Annotated in this window: 16 protein-coding genes and 1 pseudogene; 10 read left to right on the top strand and 7 right to left on the bottom strand. The window is 57.0% G+C overall.

The window, feature by feature from the left end; genetic code table 11:
- Positions 1 to 166: 166 nt before the first annotated feature.
- The 4 genes and pseudogenes from Q0O19_RS05070 to Q0O19_RS05055 all read right to left on the bottom strand — a co-directional run.
- A complete protein-coding gene (locus Q0O19_RS05070; RefSeq protein ID WP_295520640.1) occupies positions 167 to 1,801 on the bottom strand; it encodes a caspase family protein in 1,635 nt (544 codons plus the stop codon).
- A 304-nt stretch (positions 1,802 to 2,105) separates the two neighbouring features.
- Entirely contained in the window at positions 2,106 to 3,938 is a 1,833-nt protein-coding gene (locus tag Q0O19_RS05065) for an ATP-binding protein (protein WP_295520639.1), read from the bottom strand.
- Positions 3,939 to 3,951: 13 nt separating this feature from the next.
- Positions 3,952 to 4,383, bottom strand: a complete 432-nt coding sequence (locus Q0O19_RS05060; protein WP_295520641.1) for a response regulator — start codon at positions 4,381 to 4,383, stop codon at positions 3,952 to 3,954.
- A 21-nt stretch (positions 4,384 to 4,404) separates the two neighbouring features.
- Positions 4,405 to 4,590: pseudogene (locus tag Q0O19_RS05055) on the bottom strand (excisionase family DNA-binding protein); the annotation flags it as partial.
- A 295-nt stretch (positions 4,591 to 4,885) separates the two neighbouring features.
- On the opposite strand from Q0O19_RS05055, the gene Q0O19_RS05050 reads away from it, so the two are divergent.
- The 7 genes from Q0O19_RS05050 (at position 4,886) to Q0O19_RS05020 (ending at position 12,226) form a co-directional block, all read left to right on the top strand.
- Positions 4,886 to 6,391, top strand: coding sequence for a sigma 54-interacting transcriptional regulator (locus tag Q0O19_RS05050; RefSeq protein WP_295520637.1), 1,506 nt, complete (start codon positions 4,886 to 4,888; stop codon positions 6,389 to 6,391).
- Between the two features lie 202 nt (positions 6,392 to 6,593).
- Positions 6,594 to 7,781 (top strand): substrate-binding domain-containing protein, encoded by a 1,188-nt coding sequence (locus tag Q0O19_RS05045; RefSeq protein ID WP_295520635.1) that lies wholly within the window; start codon positions 6,594 to 6,596, stop codon positions 7,779 to 7,781.
- A complete protein-coding gene (locus Q0O19_RS05040) occupies positions 7,781 to 8,545 on the top strand; it encodes an ABC transporter ATP-binding protein (RefSeq protein WP_295520633.1) in 765 nt (254 codons plus the stop codon). The genes Q0O19_RS05045 and Q0O19_RS05040 overlap by 1 nt, the downstream gene beginning before the upstream one ends.
- Positions 8,542 to 9,267: an ABC transporter ATP-binding protein gene (locus Q0O19_RS05035; RefSeq protein WP_295520631.1), complete on the top strand. Its 726-nt coding sequence runs from the start codon at positions 8,542 to 8,544 to the stop codon at positions 9,265 to 9,267. The genes Q0O19_RS05040 and Q0O19_RS05035 overlap by 4 nt, the downstream gene beginning before the upstream one ends.
- Positions 9,264 to 10,250 carry a branched-chain amino acid ABC transporter permease gene (locus tag Q0O19_RS05030; RefSeq protein ID WP_295520629.1) on the top strand — a complete coding sequence of 329 codons (987 nt, stop codon included), beginning with the start codon at positions 9,264 to 9,266 and terminating at the stop codon, positions 10,248 to 10,250. The genes Q0O19_RS05035 and Q0O19_RS05030 overlap by 4 nt, the downstream gene beginning before the upstream one ends.
- A gap of 10 nt (positions 10,251 to 10,260) precedes the next feature.
- Positions 10,261 to 11,358 (top strand): branched-chain amino acid ABC transporter permease, encoded by a 1,098-nt coding sequence (locus Q0O19_RS05025; protein WP_295520628.1) that lies wholly within the window; start codon positions 10,261 to 10,263, stop codon positions 11,356 to 11,358.
- Between the two features lies 1 nt (position 11,359).
- On the top strand, positions 11,360 to 12,226 hold the full coding sequence (locus Q0O19_RS05020; RefSeq protein ID WP_295520627.1) for an alpha/beta hydrolase: 867 nt from the start codon (positions 11,360 to 11,362) through the stop codon (positions 12,224 to 12,226).
- Between the two features lie 50 nt (positions 12,227 to 12,276).
- Here the strand turns inward: Q0O19_RS05020 and hemH are convergent, their stop codons facing one another.
- Entirely contained in the window at positions 12,277 to 13,365 is a 1,089-nt protein-coding gene (gene hemH, locus Q0O19_RS05015) for a ferrochelatase (protein ID WP_295520625.1), read from the bottom strand.
- Positions 13,366 to 13,384: 19 nt separating this feature from the next.
- Here hemH and Q0O19_RS05010 point away from each other — a divergent pair, with 19 nt between their 5' ends.
- Positions 13,385 to 14,092 (top strand): HAD-IA family hydrolase, encoded by a 708-nt coding sequence (locus Q0O19_RS05010; protein WP_295520623.1) that lies wholly within the window; start codon positions 13,385 to 13,387, stop codon positions 14,090 to 14,092.
- 55 nt (positions 14,093 to 14,147) lie between these two features.
- Positions 14,148 to 14,798, top strand: coding sequence for a glutathione S-transferase family protein (locus tag Q0O19_RS05005; protein WP_295520622.1), 651 nt, complete (start codon positions 14,148 to 14,150; stop codon positions 14,796 to 14,798).
- Here Q0O19_RS05005 and hpnD read toward each other — a convergent pair whose 3' ends face one another.
- Entirely contained in the window at positions 14,799 to 15,638 is an 840-nt protein-coding gene (hpnD, locus tag Q0O19_RS05000) for a presqualene diphosphate synthase HpnD (RefSeq protein WP_295520620.1), read from the bottom strand.
- 31 nt (positions 15,639 to 15,669) lie between these two features.
- Entirely contained in the window at positions 15,670 to 16,743 is a 1,074-nt protein-coding gene (locus Q0O19_RS04995) for a squalene/phytoene synthase family protein (protein WP_295520619.1), read from the bottom strand.
- A 182-nt stretch (positions 16,744 to 16,925) separates the two neighbouring features.
- On the opposite strand from Q0O19_RS04995, the gene Q0O19_RS04990 reads away from it, so the two are divergent.
- Positions 16,926 to 18,002, top strand: coding sequence for an efflux RND transporter periplasmic adaptor subunit (locus Q0O19_RS04990; protein WP_295520617.1), 1,077 nt, complete (start codon positions 16,926 to 16,928; stop codon positions 18,000 to 18,002).
- Positions 18,003 to 18,004: the final 2 nt, after the last annotated feature.

Raw genomic sequence — 18,004 nt, 5'->3', positions numbered from 1 at the left:
CTCTTGGGTTGTGGGGCAACGTTTCTGCTCGTCAGACTGCGTGTTTTGGGTTGATCTTCTGGTGGAGCAAGCTTTTCCAACAAGTCATTCGCGGTTGCGCTTTTGATGGGTGCAGAGACTTGACTGTAGGCTGCGGAGCATATGAGCAGCAGGGCCAGTAAGGATTTCATTTGACCTCCTTGATCGCTACGAGCTTTGCACCAAAGCTTTCAGACTTGCCGTCTAGACCTTGGCTTGTTAAGAAGCTGATCAAAGCAGAACGACCGCCAATGTCATTCAACGCATAGGTAAACGGTTCTGCCGCCGTAGGTTCTGCCATCGTCAAGGTATTGAGCTTGCGTGGGCTGTCAGAGACCATGACCAAGAGGTTATTTGTTCCAACTGGCCCGACCGCTTTGACTTCCCAATCAGGCTTTGGAACTCGAACCGTTTGTCCAGCTTTGATGGCGTTGTTCTTGTCCAAACCGTTTGGATACAAAACGTAGAAGCTCTTGGCATCACTGCCGAGCAGGATCATATAAATGTAACCATCGTGGTTAGATTTGATGCTCATGTCTAGGCTGTCTTTGCCAATTTTCATGGCAGTCTTTGACAGCTTCACTTCTACTAATCTCTTGGGATTGCGTTGTTGCTCAATGTCTTTCAACGTCGCCAATGAGGCCAGTATCGGTTCTTGCGGTGTGATTTTTATCGGCTCAGGTGTAACGCTAGGTGGCAAGATGGCCACTGGTGGTGCAACGGGTGGAGGCGCTTGTACTGGAGCGGGAGAGGGGGCTGGTGCCTGAGCAGGTGCAGCCACTGAGGCCGCTGGGGTAGGTAGCACAGGCTTGGGTGGTTCTACTGGGGCAACAGCAACAACCATCGGTGGGCGTTGAACAGGAATTAGATTTCTGTTGCCTGTCACAGTGATGTGATGGGGAGTAACGTTCTGAACATTTCTCAGCTTGTTGTTAACAAACTGCTGCGCACATTGCTGAACCTCTTGAAGCGAGACAGCACCAGATTTGTTCATGTCCTTCGCTTGACCAAGCAGGCAGTCTCTAACTCCTTGCGTAGCAAGACCACCCTTGCCGGCTTCATCAAAACTAACTTCGTCGGGTCTTGAAGAGCTGATTTGCACAAAGTTCTCTTGAATAGCACCCAACTTGGTCACTTCTGGGAGTAAACCGCGGGTTTTGTAATTGGCAATCACGGAGCAGGCACTTGGTGCGCCACCAGATTTCATAAAAAACTTCGGTGTAAAAGTCTCTTGGAGTAGAGCCCGAGTTTGCGATCTGGGAGGGACGATGCCTTCCGAATGGCAGGCATCGATCATGGTCAAAACTTTGTCGGCTGTCTTGGCCAGTTTTTGTGTTGCAGCGGCAAACTCTTGATTCGTGATGGTCTGCCCCTCATAGGTGAGCAAGCCTTCCACACATTCGTTACCCACTTGCTGTCGGGTGCCGTGGCCTGAAAAATAGACAAAGGCTCTGGAGCCTTCGCTCGTCGACCCTCCGAGCGTTTTCAGCGCATTAAGTATGTTGCTTTTGGTGGCCTCTGAGTTTTTCAGGAACGTGATGTTCTGCTCAGGTATGCCCATAGCGCTTGCAATATTTGCTGCGCTCGACACGTCGTACTTAACGCCGTCTAGCGGCGCTGCGCCAGCATAGCCGTATTCGCCAACGCCAATAATCAGCGCAGTCCTTTTACCTGCTGATTGCGCATACCCCGATTGCAAAAACAAAATGACTATAAAAAATGTCAGACATTGAACAATGATTTTTCGGCTGCTTGGAAAATCGCTCGACTGAAAGAGCTTCATGATCACAACTCCAATTTTGTAGTCAATTTAAATCACTGTTAATTACACTGAAGTTTGACTTTACTTCAAATTATATTTTTTCAATGTGTCAGATAGGCATTCCCCCAAACCTCTAGACATTTTTCATCACGTTGCATCAACGTGAGTTTTCCAACGTTCCTTTTCTCTAGCTTCCTTAATTTGGACCGGAATGGCCATGCTGCTTTATGGGCATTCAGACCGCCATGACAGCATGAGCGGCTTATTTAAGCGTGGTCATCAAATCGCGTTTGATGAGGGCTATTTCTGTTTTTAGTCGGCCTTGTCAGGGTCGAACGGGCTCGTTGTCATGGTGTTCCACGCTGCTGGCCGGGAGATTGGGGTCTATCGGTTTCAACATGTGCATCAATGTGTGCACATTAAATGGCTTGGACAGAAAACCATCAAAGCCCGTGCGTTCGCACTGGTTTTTGATGTCCGCTTCCACATTGGCCGTGAAGGCAATGGTGCGGACGTTGCGGTAGGGTTCGGGATAGGTTTGGCGCACGGTTTGGAGGACTTCTATGCCACTGAGGTCGGGCATGACGACGTCCAGCAGCACGACATCGTAGAGTTCGGTGGCCATTTTTTGGAGTGCTTGGTGGCCGTTTTCGGCTTGCTCAACCTGGCAGTCTGGCAGGTGTTTGCGGATGGTGGCGCTGGCCACCATGCGGTTCATGGTGTGGTCGTCCACGACCAAAATGCGCAATGGGAGGGTTGTTGGTTCGGCCGTTGGTTTTGACTGAAGCGCCGGTGATGGCTTGACTGGGCTGGTTTCGGTCAATGGAAGGGTGACATGGAATGTGGTGCCTTTTCCCACGGTGCTGTGAACGTCGATTTTTCCTTGCCAATTTTTGACCAATCCATGGGTGATGGCCAGGCCCAATCCGTTGCCTTGCAAGGCTTGGCCCTTGCGCTGCACTTGCTGCGGGTGAAGTTGGTAAAAAGGGGCAAAGATTTTGTTCAGCACCGCTGTAGGAATGCCGGGGCCGGTGTCGCTGACAACGATGTGCAGCGTTGCTTCTCTCATCTGGTGGCTTGGGCTGTAGCTGACGTCGAGTTGAACCTGACCTTGGGATGTGAATTTGATGGCATTGCCGAGCAGGTTCAAAAGAATCTGGGTCAATCGCGTGGGATCGGTTTGCACCCAACGGGGCAAAGTGGGGGACTCGTTGTAGACCCAATCCAGGTTTTTTTGGTGCGCTTGATGTTGCAGTGTGCCAAACACTTGATGGATCAGCGTTGGGAGTTCCACCGGTTGGATGGCCAAGGTGAATTGCCCTTGGTGAATTTGTGAGTAATCCAGCAAGTCATTGACCAGGCTGAGCATGTGTGTGCTGGCACTGTAGAGTTGTTCCACCTGTTCGTGGGCATCATCTGGCAGGTCTTGCCGGTTGTGCAGCAGTTCCAGATAGCCGTGGATGACGTTGAGTGGCGTTCGCATTTCATGGCTGACATGAGACAAAAATTTGTCTTTGTGCTCATGGGCCAAGCTCATTTGCTCTGTCACTGCGCGCAGGCGTTGGTTGTCCTTGGCAATTTTTCTCGAGCGGTTGGCCGTGATGCCTTGCACAGTGCTGATCAAGACCGTTTGCGCCATGATGAAAGTGCCAAACATGAAGGCTGCAAAAAGTTGTTCGGTTGGACTGGCCGGAGACAAATGAAAGGTGGTGCTGATCGACAAACCATAAAACAGCAAGACGGCGATGAAGGCCAAAGCCAGAAAGGCATAGGCCCATTTCATCGAGGCAATGAACAGGGGCAGCAAGGGCACAATGCCCAACCAAACCATGACGGGAGATGTCACGCCGCCCAACATGAATGCGTTGACCAAGATCAGGGCCAGCAGGGTGAGTTCATAAACCAACAGGGCGGTTTTGAGCTGCTGGGTATTTCTCCAAACCCCAATGCTGACCGTGACAAGTGCCAACCCGGCCAAAGTGGTGAAAGCGGATGCATGCAACTGGGCCCATTCCAGAGCCATGCTGATGGGAACCAGAAAAATGATGGACGAAAGCGCAAACGCCAGGAAGAAGATGTCGCCTTCACTCCGCTTGCCAATCGGCATGCGGCGCTTGAGCTCGCTGATCAGGTGGTGGTTGAGGTTGGATTGGCGCACGGGCACTGGACATTCAAGGTGTTTTTGACTCGCGCATGGCACCCACCGTGACACCCGCGAAAAAACCATTGAACCAATCCGCTTTGACGGGTTTGGGCATGAAATAGCAGCCCTCTGGAAGCCCTCCCCGGGCCTTAACTTCGTCATCTGTCAGTACAGACAAGACCAGAATGGTCATATTCGCAAATTGAGGATTCAGGCCCAAGATGCGCAGCAACTCAAAACCATCGATTCCTGGCATGTCCAAATCGGTGATCAAGACATGGGGCCGGATGCTGGCCATATCGATCAAAGCTTCCATGCCTGAAGACATGGCCGTGCAATCGACGGGCATGGAGGCACTGTCGCAGATACCGCGCAACATGTCGCGTGTGACCGCATCGTCTTCGACCACCAAAACGCGCAAGCGCTTGTCCACAGGTGGCGCCTGATGGGGAGTCACCATGTTGTGCTGTTGATGAAAATCATGGATGGATTGCATCGATATGCGTCGATGCCCGCCTTGTGTCTTCCAGGCCTTGAGTTGCCGGTTTTCGACCAGTGTTTGTACGGTTCCCACCGACAAACCCAAAAGTTTTGCCGCATAAGAGGTACCGCAAAAGTTTTCGGGGGTGTCAGCTGCACTGTCTGTCAATGTGTTACTTGTATACATCGTGTGAACTCCCAGGGTCTGTGTGTGTACTTAGAACAATCCTCTTTTCAATCATCGACAACACAGCTTGAGGATTGGTTGGTTTGAATCGGAATGTCGTTCATTTTTTATAAACAAATTTTTTTGTTATTAATACCAAAATATCATATAACAATTTATCTGCTCAGAATGACTGTGTCGTGTGGTCTTTTTGAATTTAATTGAAAATAGTTACTTCATGACGGTCAAGTAGCCCATCAGAACGGGCCACATGGGCGAGTGGATGCTTGTTGGGGGCGTTCGTTAAGATCAGTGGATGCCTCCATCTTCAATTTCCCCTTTGCCGGTATTGCCCAAAGACGCGCAGAGCATTCTGAATTTGGCTGCCAAGTCCTTGTTTGATGTTTTTGCAAATGCCAGCGAAGGCATGCTGTTGGTCGACCGATCGGGCAGTGTGGTCTGGATCAATGACCAGTACCGCCGTTATCTTCCGGCTTTGGGTTTTGCCAGCGAGGCTGACTTTGTGGGACAACCTGTGGCCTCGGTGGTGCAAAACACGCAAATGCAACGTGTACTGGAAACAGGAAAACCCATCCTGATCGACTTGCTGACCAACAAAGCGGGCACCTTTGTGGTCAGCCGTTTCCCCTTGCGTGACGACGCTGGCTTGGTGATCGGTGCTTTGGGCGTGGTTTTGTTTGACCAAGCCCATTCCAATTTGCAACCATTTTTGGCCAAATTTTCTCTGATGCAACGTGAGTTGGATGAAGCCAGAACTGCTTTGGCCGTTCAGCGGCGCACCGGTGCCAGTTTGCGTCAGGCGCGGCACAGTTTCGCGAGTTTCATTGGTGGAAGTGCTGCGGTGGTTGACCTCAAGCGCCAGGCACGCAGGGCCGCGCAATCGAGCAGTCCGGTGCTGCTGCTCGGCGAAACGGGCACGGGCAAGGAGTTGCTCGCCCACGCCATCCATGCTTCTTCACCGCGAGCCCAAGGGCCTTTGGTCAGCGTCAACATTGCCGCTGTGCCGGAAACCTTGTTGGAAGCCGAGTTTTTTGGTGTGGCCCCAGGGGCCTACACCGGTGCAGAACGCAAGGGGCGCGTTGGAAAATTCAAACTTGCAGATGGCGGGACCTTGTTTTTGGATGAAATTGGCGACATGCCTTGGGGTCTGCAAGCAAAGCTTTTGCGTGCATTGCAAGAGGGTGAAATTGAACCCTTGGGCTCCAACCTCCTGGTGCCGTTTGATGCGAGGATCATCGCGGCCACTTCCCGCGACTTGGTCCAACTGGTGCAGTCAGGCCAGTTCAGGGAGGATTTGTTTTACCGCCTGAATGTGCTGCCTTTGCGGGTTCCAGCCCTGCGAGACAGGTCCAGCGATATTCCCGCCTTGATTGAAGTGCTGGCCGAAGACTTGGCTATGCGCGGTGACCTGCCCCAACCGGAGTTCAGCGTACAAGCGGTAGCGCTGTTGTCGGCGCAAAACTGGCGCGGCAATGTGCGGGAGTTGCGCAATGTCATTGAACAATTGCTTTTGCGCAGCGATACCGGCTTGATGGATGCTCCGGAAGTGGCGCTGGTGTTACGAGAGTCTGGTTTGAGTCAAGTTCTACCTGCGCAGATGCAGGTGCCCAACTCGCAGCTGTCGGTTTTGCCGATGGCTTCAAAGTCTGCTGATGCCTTGATGGTCCCTCTGTCGCAACAGGTGGAGGCCTTGGAGCGCTTGGCTGTGGCCAAAGCCCTTGAAGTGACCCGAGGCAACAAAGCGGCGGCAGCCAAAATGTTGGGCGTTTCTCGTGCCAAACTTTACCTTCGGCTGACTTGATCTGTCTAAATTCTGATCATGTGTATTTTTATTGATCAATTAAGGTGTATTTTATTTGTGCATTTTTAGGAGGCTGTTCAGGTCTTTTGAAAATATTGAACGTTGACAAGGGTTTAGTATGCGTGTGTTGCTGGATGTTTCTGGCACGCCTTGTGCAAAGTCTGGCCTGACCAGCGCATGATCATTCCAACAGGAGACCCCTATGTTCCGTCGACACCTCATTTCTTTGGCCGTCTTGGCCGCGGCCACTTCCGCAGCTCCGGCTGTCCTGGCCCAAGGCAAAGACATCAAAATCGCCCACATTTACAGCAAGACCGGCCCACTGGAAGCCTATGGCAAACAGACCCAAACCGGTTTGATGATGGGCTTGGACTACGCCACAGGCGGCACCATGACGGTGGGTGGCCGCAAGATCGTCGTGATCGAGAAAGACGATCAGGGTAAACCTGATTTGGGTAAAAACTTGTTGGCCGCCGCGTATGGTGATGACAAGGTGGACTTGGCCGTGGGCCCGACCGCCTCCCCCGTGGCGCTGGCCATGCTGCCGGTGGCCGAGGAATACAAAAAAATCCTGTTGGTCGAGCCGGCTGTGGCCGACTCCATCACAGGCGACAAATGGAATCAATACATCTTCCGCACCGGTCGCAACAGCAGCCAAGATGCGATTGCCAACGCCGTGGCGGTGGACAAAGACGGTGTGAGCATCGTCACCATGGCGCAGGACTCGGCATTTGGCCGTGACGGCGTGAAGGCCTTCAAGGAAGCGCTGAAAAAATCCAAGCTGGTGCACGAAGAGTACCTGCCGCCCGCCACCACCGACTTCACTGCCGGTGCGCAGCGCATGATCGACAAGCTCAAGGGCCAGCCCGGGCGCAAGATCATCTTCATCATCTGGGCCGGTGGCAACCCCTTCAAAATCGCCGACATGGACTTGAAGCGCTATGGCATCGAGATCGCGACGGGTGGCAACATCCTGCCCGCGATGGTGGCCTACAAGCAGTTCCCTGGCATGGAAGGCGCGGCCTACTATTACTTTGGCATGCCCAAGAACCCGGTCAACGACGCCCTGGTGTCCATGCACTACACCCAGTTCAAATCCCCACCGGACTTCTTCACCGCAGGTGGTTTCTCGTCGGCCATGGCTTTGGTGACGGCGCTCAAAAAGACCAATGGCGACACCAGCGCGAACAAGCTGATCGGCGCCATGGAAGGCATGAGCTTTGACACGCCCAAGGGCAAGATGACTTTCCGCAAGGAAGACCACCAGGCCATGCAAAGCATGTACCACTTCAAAATCAAAGTGGACCCTGCTTTTGCATGGGGTGTGCCCGAGTTGATCCGCGAAATCAAGCCCGAAGAAATGAACGTGCCCATCCGCAACAAACGCTGATGCTGGAAACGCACAACCTGACCGTGCGGTTTGGCGGTCATGTGGCGGTCAACGCGGTCTCGTGCCGTTTTGAACCTGGCACGCTGACCGCCATTGTCGGCCCCAACGGGGCGGGCAAGACCACTTACTTCAACCTGATCTCGGGGCAGCTGCCTGCCACCGAGGGCACGGTGCGGCTCAACGGGCGCGAGTTGATGGGCCTCAGTGCCTCGGCGCGCACCCGAGCGGGGTTGGGGCGGGCGTTTCAGCTGACCAATTTGTTCCCGAACCTCTCGGTTTTGGAAAACGTGCGCCTGGCCGTACAGGCCACCCAAGCTGGCGGTCACCGCCGGGGCTTGAACCTGTGGAGCATCTGGAGCGATCACGCGGCTTTGACCCACCGTGCGCTGGACATTTTGCAATCGGTGTCGATGATCGCGCAGCAAGATGCGCCGGTGGCCAGCTTGCCGCATGGCGACCAGCGCAAGCTGGAAGTGGCGCTCTTGATGGCACTGGAGCCCTCGGTCTACATGTTTGACGAGCCGACGGCCGGCATGAGCCATGACGAAGCGCCGGTGATCCTTGACCTGATCCGCCAGCTCAAGAAAGACAAGACCAAAACCATCTTGTTGGTTGAGCACAAGATGGACGTGGTGCGCGAGTTGGCCGACCGCATCGTCGTGTTGCACAACGGTCAACTGGTGGCCGATGGCGAACCCAATGCAGTGATCGCGTCGCCCATCGTGCAAGAGGTTTACCTTGGCAAAGCGAAGGTGGCCGCATGAGCCAGAATCTGTTGACTCTCGAAGGGGTGCACACGCACATTGGGGCTTACCACATCCTGCACGGAGTGGACTTGGTGGTGCCTCGGGGCGAACTCACCATGCTGCTGGGGCGCAACGGCGCAGGCAAGACCACCACCTTGCGCACCATCATGGGCCTGTGGTCTGCCTCGCAAGGACGCATCACGTTTGGCGGTGAAGACATCACCCAGTTCAACACGCCCGCCATTGCCCAAAAAAACATCGCTTATGTGCCTGAAAACATGGGCATTTTCTCGGACCTGACGGTCAAGGAAAACATGCTCCTGGCCGCCCGCAGTGCCCAGCATGCGGCGCAGATGGATGAAGCCCGGCTGAAGTGGATTTTCAAACTCTTCCCGGCAGTGCAGAAGTTCTGGAACCACCCGGCGGGCAAGCTCTCGGGTGGGCAAAAACAGATGCTGGCGGTGTCGCGGGCCATGGTGGAGCCGCGTGATTTGTTGATCATCGATGAGCCCAGCAAGGGCTTGGCCCCGGCCATCATCCAGAACATGATCGAGGCCTTTCTGCAGCTCAAGGCCAGTGGCGTGACCATTTTGCTGGTGGAGCAAAACATCCATTTTGCCCAACAGTTGGGTGACAACGTGGCCGTGATGGACAACGGCCGCGTGGTGCATGCGGGCCGCATGCAAGCGCTCGCCGACGACCCGGCCTTGCAGCAATCTTTGTTGGGGCTGGCACTGTGAAACCATTTCAAGACATCGATACCCGGCCTTTGCTCTTGGTGCCTGTGTTGGCCCTGTTGGCTTGGCCTTTGATTGGCTCGGGCTCGACTTGGCTCACACTCACCGTGGCGGGTTTGGCCATGGGCATGATCATCTTCATCATGGCTTCGGGCCTGACTTTGGTGTTTGGTCTGATGGATGTGCTGAACTTTGGCCATGGCTTGTTCATCGCGCTGGGTGCCTTTGTGGCCACCAGTGTGCTGGGGGCCATGGCGGACTGGACGGGCTCTGGTGAGTGGTGGCGCAATATGGTGGCAGTGTTGCCGGCCATGCTGATCGCCATGGCTGTGGCTGCGGCCGTGGGCCTGGCGTTTGAACGCTTCATCGTGCGGCCGGTTTATGGTCAACACCTCAAGCAAATCTTGATCACCATGGGCGGCATGATCATCGGCGAGGAACTCATCAAGGTCATTTGGGGCCCGCTGCAGATCGCCTTGCCTTTGCCCGAAGCCATGCGCGGCGCGGTGCTGTGGGGCGATGCGGCCATTGAAAAATACCGCTTGCTGGCCGTGGCCGTGGGCTTGGCGGTGTTTGCCACGCAAATGTGGGTGCTGGGCCGTACCAAGATTGGCCTGCTCATTCGCGCTGGCGTGCAGGACCGCGAGATGGTGGAGTCGCTGGGCTACCGCATTCGCCGCTTGTTTGTCGGGGTGTTTGTGGTGGGCAGTGCGCTGGCAGGGCTGGGTGGCGTGATGTGGGGCTTGTACCAACAAAACGTGGTGCCGCAGATGGGCGCTCAGGTCAATGTGTTGATTTTCATCGTCATCATCATCGGCGGTCTGGGCTCCACGGGTGGGGCGTTGATCGGTGCCTTGCTGGTGGGGCTGATGGCCAATTACCCCGGCTTTCTGGCCCCCAAATTGGCGTTGTTTTCCAACATCGCGCTGATGGCAGGCATTTTGCTGTGGCGACCACAAGGGGTGTACCCCGTGGCCAACCGTTGAAAGTCCGGACATGTTCAACCGTTTGATCTCCAATGACCTCCCGCGCAGCCGGCTGCTGGCGGCTGTGCTGTTGCTCGTGTTGCTGGGTCTGGCTTTTGCACCGTTTCTGTTTCCGGGCGTGAAGGCGCTGTCGGTCGCGGCCAAGGTGCTGATTTTTGTGGTGCTGGTGGCTGGCTTTGACCTGTTGCTGGGCTATACCGGCATCGTGAGCTTTGCGCACACCATGTTCTTTGGCATCGGGGCCTATGGCATTGCCATTTCGTCCAACACCTGGGGGCCGACCTGGGGCGCTTTGGCCGCAGGCTTTGCGCTGTCGTTGGTGCTCACGTTGCTTTTGTCGCTGGTCATTGGCCTGTTCTCGTTGCGGGTCAGAGCCATCTTTTTTGCCATGATCACCTTGGCTGTGGCGGCTGCATTCCAGACGTTGGCTTCTCAGCTGTCGGACTTCACGGGTGGCGAGGACGGCCTGAGTTTCAAACTGCCCGAGTTGCTGCTGCCCAGCACCGAATTCAGCGATGAGCCCTTCCTTGGCGTTTCGCTCGACGGGCGTTTGCTCTGCTACTACCTGCTCTTTGTATTGGCGGTGGGCATGCTCTTATCGCTCCTTCGCATCGTCAACTCGCCGTTTGGCCGCGTCCTGCAAGCCATTCGAGAAAACGAGTTCCGAGCCGAAGCCATTGGCTACCGTGTGGTGGTGTACCGGACCCTCTCGAGCGTGCTGTCGGCGCTGTACGCCTGTGTGGCCGGGGCCATGCTGGCGCTTTGGCTGCGCTACAACGGGCCCGACACTTCGCTGAGTTTTGAAATCATGATGGACGTGCTGCTGATCGTGGTCATTGGTGGCATGGGCACCATCTATGGCGCAGCCATCGGTTCGGTGCTGTTTTTGCTGGCGCAAAGTTATTTGCAGGATGTGTTGCGTCTGGCCAGCGAAGCCACCACGTCGGTGCCTCTCCTGTCCGCCTTGCTTTCCCCCGACCGCTGGTTGCTTTGGCTGGGCCTGCTCTTTGTGTTGTCGGTGTATTACTTTCCAACCGGGGTGGTGGGGCGTTTGCGCAGCCGTGCCGCGCTTGGGGCGCTGGCAGCGCCTCAAAAGGGCAGGGGCTGAAATGACTTTCACATCCCAATACATCCACTGCGCTGGCCTGGAAATCCATTACACCGACTGGGGCAAGGCGGAGCTGGGCACGGTGATCGCCTGGCATGGACTGGCCCGCACCGGACGCGACATGGACGAGTTGGCCGCTCACCTGAGCGAGCAGGGCTACCGGGTGATTTGCCCCGATACCGTGGGTCGTGGTCTGTCGCAATGGAGCCGTGCCCCAAAGCAGGAATATTGCTTGACTTTTTATGCGCGCATCGCACGCGAACTGCTGGATGGCCTGCAGCTGCGTGCCGTGCACTGGGTGGGCACGTCCATGGGCGGCGCCATCGGCACCTTGTGTGCAGCGGGCTTGGTGGAGCCCACTTTGAAGCAACGAATTCTGAGCCTCACGCTCAACGACAACGCGCCCGAACTGGCGCCAGCGGCCATCGACCGCATCAAGGCCTATGCGGGCACGCCACCGGCCTTTGCCACGGTGACCGAACTCGAGGCTTTTTTGCGTCAGGTCTACCAACCCTTTGGCTGGCTGAGCGACGCCCAATGGCGACGCTTGACAGAGTCCTCTGCCCGCCGTTTGCCCGATGGGCGCGTCACACCGCATTACGACCCGGCCATGGTGACGCAGTTCACCGCGCACCCCGACGACTACCTGATTTGGCAACATTACGACGCGATTGAGGTGCCTGTGCTGCTGTTGCGCGGGGTGGATTCTGATTTGGTCTTGCCCGAAACCGCGGCCGAAATGCGAAGGCGCGGGCCCGGTTCCCGTGGTTTGCTTAAGCACATCGAGGTACCGGGCTGTGGCCATGCGCCTGCGCTGAATGTGTTGCCGCAGCTCAAGTGGGTGTCGGACTTTTTGAATTCAGTGTGATCTGAATGGGGGTCTGGCAAGCCGATACCCGCTGCCAGTCCAAGCCCATGTCAAACTTTGGCGCCGTGTGCCAAAGCGCGTGCCCGACTGGCGGCCAATGAGGCCGCGTCTGGCGCAGACAAATTCCAAGCCTGCATGTGGTCCAAGCTGATGTCACTCAGGGCTTCGATCCATTGGGCGTGGTTGTTCAGGCAGGGGATGTAGCTGAAGCTTTCGCCGCCCGCATGCAAGAAAGCCTCTTGTGCTTCTTGCTGGATTTCTTCCAGTGTTTCCAAGCAGTCGCTGGTGAAGCCCGGACAAATCACATCGACTTTTTTCACGCCTTGGCCGGCCATGGCCACCAAGGTGGGCTCGGTGTAGGGCTCCAGCCATTTGGCCTTGCCAAAGCGAGACTGGAACGTCAGTTTGTACTGGTCTTTGGAGAGGCCCAGTGCCTCGGCCAACAAGCGGCCTGTTTTCATGCACTCGCAATGGTAGGGGTCGCCCAGCTGCAAGGTGCGCTCGGGCACGCCATGAAAGCTCATCACCAGTTGCTCGGCCTGGCCCTTGGCTGCCCAATATTCACGCACCGTGAGCGCCAGAGCCGCGATGTAGCGCGGGTCGTCGTGGTAATGGTTGACAAAGCGCAATTCGGGGATGAGCCGGGTTTTCAGGCCCCAGCGGTAGACCGCGTCGAACACGCTGGCCGTGGTGGTGCCACTGTATTGGGGGTAGGCGGGCACGATCAACACGCGCTGCACGCCTTCGGCTTTGAGGGCGCTCAGCTGCGCGGGGATGGACGGCTGGCCGTAGCGCATGGCATAACGCACCGCCACATGGTGGCCGCGCTCTTGCAGCGCCGTGCCCAGGGACTGGGCTTGTAGTTCGGTGAAGGCTTTGAGGGGGGAGCCTTGCTCTGTCCAGATGCTGGCGTATTTGGCAGCCGATTTGGCTGGTCGCACCCGCAAGATGATGCCGTGCAGGATCAGCCACCAGAGGGGTTTGGGGATCTCGACCACGCGGCTGTCGCCCAAAAATTCAGCCAGGTATTTGCGCAAGGCGGGTGCCGTCGGGGCGCTGGGGGTCCCCAGATTGCAATAAAGAATAGCGGTGCGAGGCGCTTGACCGTGCTGGAAGGAAGGTTCTTGTTGAAATGCCATGCGGTATTCTCCCACCACCATGATTGATATTTCCCGAATCAAAGCCATTACCCTCGATCTAGACGACACTTTGTGGCCGGTTTGGCCCACGATTGGCCGCGCCGAAGTAGTTTTGCAGGCTTGGCTGAGCACTCATGCCCCCGCTACGGCCGCGCTGTCGGCCGATGCCGAACTCAAAAAAACCGTTCGTGCCCAGATACAAGCCCGCCACGCCGACCGGGCGCATGATTTGTCTTTTTTACGCCGGGAGTCGATTCGCGCCTTGCTTGAGCAAGCCGGGGAGTCCGGGCACTTGGCCGAACCTGCTTTTGAGGTTTTCTTTGCCGAACGCCAACGGGTCGATTTGTTTCACGATGCCTTGCCCGCATTGGCCTTTTGGAGCCAGCGCCTGCCGGTGGTGGCCCTGTCGAACGGCAATGCCGATGTCCACCGCGTGGGCATAGGCCAGCACTTTCACGCCAGCGTCAGTGCCCAGTCGCTGGGCGTGGCCAAACCCGATGTGCGCATTTTTGAAGCGGGTGCCGCTGCAGCGGGGGTGCCATGCCATGAGGTCTTGCACATCGGCGACGATGCGCACGCCGATTGCGTGGGGGCGCTGGCCGCAGGCATGCAGGTGGCTTGGCTCAACCGTGATGGTCACGACTGGACCCATGGTGACACGCGTCCGCACTTGGAGGTGCGAGACTTGTACGCGTTGTGTGCCAGCTGGCCTGATTACAAGCTCTAAGTTGGCGTCTTCAGTCCCCAAATGAATCTGTGCAACTTCTCGTGAGGAAACCAAGATGACACTGAAAATTTACGGCATAGGCACATCCCGTGCTGTCCGCCCAATCTGGGCCGCGCTGGAGTTGGGCGTTTCGTTCGATCTCATCTCCACGCCCTATGCTGGCGGTGCCACTCGGACACCCGAGTTTTTGGCCATCAACCCCAACGGACACATCCCGGCCCTGATCGACGAGCGTCCAGAAGGCGCGGTCACGGTCTGGGAGAGCATGGCCTGCGCGCTCTACATCGCCCGCGTGCACGGCAGGGCCGATGGCCAAACGATTGCGCCCGCCACACCGCGCGAAGAAGCCGAAGCGCTGCGCTGGAGCTTTTGGACGGTGACGGAGCTGGAAAGTGATGCGCTCACGGTACTGATGCACCGCATGGCCATGCCCGAAGACCAGCGAAAGCCCGAGCTGGCCGATCGCGCCGAAAGCCGTTTGAAAGTGCCACTGGCTGTGCTAGAGCAACACCTGCAAGCCCAGCACGCCAAAGGCGAGGCTTATCTGGCTGCCAACCGTTTCACCGTGGCCGATGTCTGCGTGGCCAGTGTGGCCAGCTGGATTCGCCCGGCCGCTGCGTTGTTGGCGCAATACCCTGCGGTGTCGGGTTGGTTGAAGGTCTGTTTGGAGCGGCCTGCGCATGCGCAAGCTCGCGGCATGAAGTGATCAAAACCGGCCCAAGGCCTGCATTTTCCAAGCCAGCCACAGCTTGCGCAGGGGCGTGAGTGCAATGCGCTGGTGCAGCACCTGATAGCCTGAAGCCTCGATTTCGCGCAGCAAGGTGCGGTAGATGCTGGCCATCATCAGGCCGGGTTTTTGGGCACGGCGGTCGGTGTCGGGCAGCAGGGCCAGAGCTTCGTCGTACAGCGCATGGGCGCGCTCAGTCTGAAACTTCATCAGCGCGGTGAAGTTGTCGGAATAAGTGCGCTGAATCAGTTCGTTGGCCTTGACGCCAAACCGTTGCTGTTCGTCCAAGGGCAGGTAGATGCGTCCGCGCATGGCGTCTTCGCCCACGTCGCGGATGATGTTGGTCATCTGAAAGGCCAAGCCCAACTTGTGCGCGTAAGCGGTGGTGGCTTCGTCAGTTTGGCCAAAGATGCGCGCGGCGACTTCGCCCACCACGCCCGCCACCAAGTGACAGTAGGTCCTGAGGCCCGCAAAGTCCAAATAGCGCGTCTGGTTCAGGTCCATTTGGCAGCCTTCGATCACGGCCATCAGGTGGCGACTTTCGATCCCAAAGTTCGGAGCCAATGGCATGAGGGCGCGCATCACGGGGTGGCTGGGCTGGCCCGCGAAGGCTTGCAGCACTTCTTTTTGCCACCAGGCGAGTTTGGTGGCGGCCACGCCGGTGTCGCTGATTTCGTCGACTACGTCGTCCACCTCGCGGCAAAACGCATAAAAAGCGGTGATCGCAGCGCGTCGTTCTGGGGGTAAAAACAAAAAAGCGTAATAGAAGCTGCTTCCAGAGGCAGCGGCTTTTTGTTGGACGTAGTCTTGCGGGCTCATGGTCGTGGATTTTCGCACCCAAAGCGGTCTCTCAAGGCGGCGACTCGCCAGACAATTTTTTGAATTGCTGGTCCAACACCGCTGGCGAACCCCAGCCGAGCGCAAGGTGCCAAATCAGGCTGCGCATTTCGTGACGAGGCATTTTGATGCGTTGCGTCAGTGCGGCTGGCCCAGCTTGGCGAAGCATCGCGACGGTGCGCGCACCAATCAGTGCGGGCAGGGCACTGGCCAGGCGCAGCCGCAGGGGCTTGAGTGCGAGGGCGTAGCGCATCCCATGGGCCAGTTGTGCTTGTGTGCGGTCCAGCCAAAGGGCGTAGAGCGGTGCCAAAGTTCGCAGAGCGTCTGCATCGGGCGTTTGGGCCGCTTGGGCCAGCATGCGTGGGGTCAGGCCCACTTCTGCCAGGGTTTCGTCAGGCCAGTAGCAACGACCTGCGGCCAAGTCGACCGCGGTGTCCCGGATGATGTTCAGTCGCTGCAGGCCCATGCCATATTCACGTCCGATGCACAGCATCTCCGCCTGCGACAGCCGGCTGTAGCCAGGCAGGTGGCGGCCGCACAGTTCGGTCCAGAATTCACCCACGCAACCGGCCACCAGCCAGGTGTAGTCGTTCAGTTCGGCCTCTGTTTGCAAAGCGTTCAAGCCTGGACCAAAGCGCACCATGTCCAGGTGTTGCCCCTGTGTGATGTGTCCCAGCACGCCTCGCACGCTGGCTTGATCGGCTTGCGACAAGGTTTGCAAAAGGGGCAAGCATTCGGGCAAAGCCAGCATCAAGGTGCGTTCGTTCGGATCGCTTTGCTGAGCTGCAAAAGCTTGCGTGAGGCGGGTCACGTCCTCAAGTTCTGTCTTTTTTGCGTCTGTGGCAGCAATCGCTTGCGTCATGAGGTGCAACAACGCTTGCCGCTCAGCCAGAGGCAGGGCAGTGGTGTCAGCCACAGTGTCTGTGGCACGGGCCAAGAGGTAGCCAATGGACACGGGCGACTGCAAGACCGTGGGCAAAAGTCGAATAGACAGGTCAAACGAGCGTGAAACACCTCGCAAGATCTGGCGCTGGTCAGGGCGCAATCCTCGTCTTTCAGTGGTCTTCAATGGGCGGGCTGGGTGCATGGTCAATCGCTATTGTCGCTTGACAGAACGGATGGGTTTGAATAAATTACTAACCAGTCAGTCATTATCTTTTCTACGGAACCCCCATGCCAAGCTCTTTGTCACTCGCCAATCGACGGGTAATTCATTTGTGTGCAACGGCCATTTTTTCAGTGTCTTTTGCAGCATGTTCAAAAAAAGAAGTGACGCCAGAACCCTTGCGCTCGGTCAAATTGGTCACGGTTGCAGGCGCTGATTTGAACGTGTTGGGCGAGTATTCGGGTGAGATCCGCGCGCGTGTGGAATCCCGTTTGGGCTTTCAGGTGGCTGGCAAGTTGGTACAGCGGCCTGCTGAACAGGGCCAACGTGTGGGAGCAGGGCAGTTGTTGGCCCTGATCGACGCCAGTGATTATCAATTGGCGGCACAAGCCGCGGCGGCGCAAGTGTTGTCGGCGCAAAGCCAGCGCGATTTGGCGATGGCAGACTTCAAACGTTATGAGGCACTGAAGGCGCAAAACTTCATCAGCGGTGCCGAGTTGGAACGGCGCGATGCGGCCTTCAAAGCGGCCGATGCGCAGCTCAACCAAGCCAAAGCGCAGGCGCAAACTCAAAGCAACCAAGCGGGTTATGCCCGGTTAACAGCGAGCCGGTCGGGTGTGATCACCGGTATTGATGCAGAGGTAGGTCAAGTGGTTTCTGCCGGCCAGCCCGTTGTGCGCTTGGCCCACGATGGACCACGCGATGCGGTGTTTGCCGTGCCTGAGGCAATGGCGATGGTCCTGAAAGTGGGACAAAACATGCAAGCCTCTTTGGTCAGTACCGGCCAACCCTTGCAGGGCAAAGTGCGTGAATTGGCCGCCAGTGCAGACCCGGTCACGCGCACCTACACCGTCAAGTTGGCGCTCGAGGCTTCTGAGCGTTTTCCTTTGGGCAGTACGGTCAACGTGCGGGCCGCACAACTGCCGGGCAGCCAATCGGGGGTCATCAAGTTGCCCACCAGCGCCTTGCGTCAAGAAGGCCAAGGTACGGTGGTTTGGGTGCTGGATGCGGTCAACATGGTCGTCAATACCCAGTCAGTGCAGTTGGGTCCAGTCGATGGCAACGATGTCGTGATCACCTCGGGCCTCCAACCTGGTCAGCAAGTGGTGAGTGCTGGCGTGCATGTGTTGTCGCCCGGTCAAAAGGTGACCATTTACAACGCGAACGGCAAATCATCAGGGGCCTCGCCTGGCCAAGTGCCTGTACCCGCCCAAGCAGGCGCATCCTCAGCGCAGCGGTGACA

Source organism: Limnohabitans sp. Rim8 (genome assembly GCF_945869175.1).
GTDB lineage: Bacteria > Pseudomonadota > Gammaproteobacteria > Burkholderiales > Burkholderiaceae_C > Limnohabitans_A.
The sequence above is the reverse complement of the archived record's forward strand: the minus strand, read 5'-3'. Positions and strand labels throughout refer to the sequence as shown.

Bases quoted from the DNA above. Each gene is read 5' to 3' on its own strand.
- Q0O19_RS05070 (WP_295520640.1), bottom strand. From the start codon at position 1,801: ATGAAGCTCTTTCAGTCGAGCGATTTTCCAAGCAGCCGAAAAATCATT.
- Q0O19_RS05060 (WP_295520641.1), bottom strand. From the start codon at position 4,383: ATGGTGACTCCCCATCAGGCGCCACCTGTGGACAAGCGCTTGCGCGTT.
- Q0O19_RS05050 (WP_295520637.1), top strand. From the start codon at position 4,886: ATGCCTCCATCTTCAATTTCCCCTTTGCCGGTATTGCCCAAAGACGCG.
- Q0O19_RS05045 (WP_295520635.1), top strand. From the start codon at position 6,594: ATGTTCCGTCGACACCTCATTTCTTTGGCCGTCTTGGCCGCGGCCACT.
- Q0O19_RS05040 (WP_295520633.1), top strand. From the start codon at position 7,781: ATGCTGGAAACGCACAACCTGACCGTGCGGTTTGGCGGTCATGTGGCG.
- Q0O19_RS05035 (WP_295520631.1), top strand. From the start codon at position 8,542: ATGAGCCAGAATCTGTTGACTCTCGAAGGGGTGCACACGCACATTGGG.
- Q0O19_RS05025 (WP_295520628.1), top strand. From the start codon at position 10,261: ATGTTCAACCGTTTGATCTCCAATGACCTCCCGCGCAGCCGGCTGCTG.
- Q0O19_RS05020 (WP_295520627.1), top strand. From the start codon at position 11,360: ATGACTTTCACATCCCAATACATCCACTGCGCTGGCCTGGAAATCCAT.
- hemH (WP_295520625.1), bottom strand. From the start codon at position 13,365: ATGGCATTTCAACAAGAACCTTCCTTCCAGCACGGTCAAGCGCCTCGC.
- Q0O19_RS05010 (WP_295520623.1), top strand. From the start codon at position 13,385: ATGATTGATATTTCCCGAATCAAAGCCATTACCCTCGATCTAGACGAC.
- Q0O19_RS05005 (WP_295520622.1), top strand. From the start codon at position 14,148: ATGACACTGAAAATTTACGGCATAGGCACATCCCGTGCTGTCCGCCCA.
- hpnD (WP_295520620.1), bottom strand. From the start codon at position 15,638: ATGAGCCCGCAAGACTACGTCCAACAAAAAGCCGCTGCCTCTGGAAGC.
- Q0O19_RS04995 (WP_295520619.1), bottom strand. From the start codon at position 16,743: ATGCACCCAGCCCGCCCATTGAAGACCACTGAAAGACGAGGATTGCGC.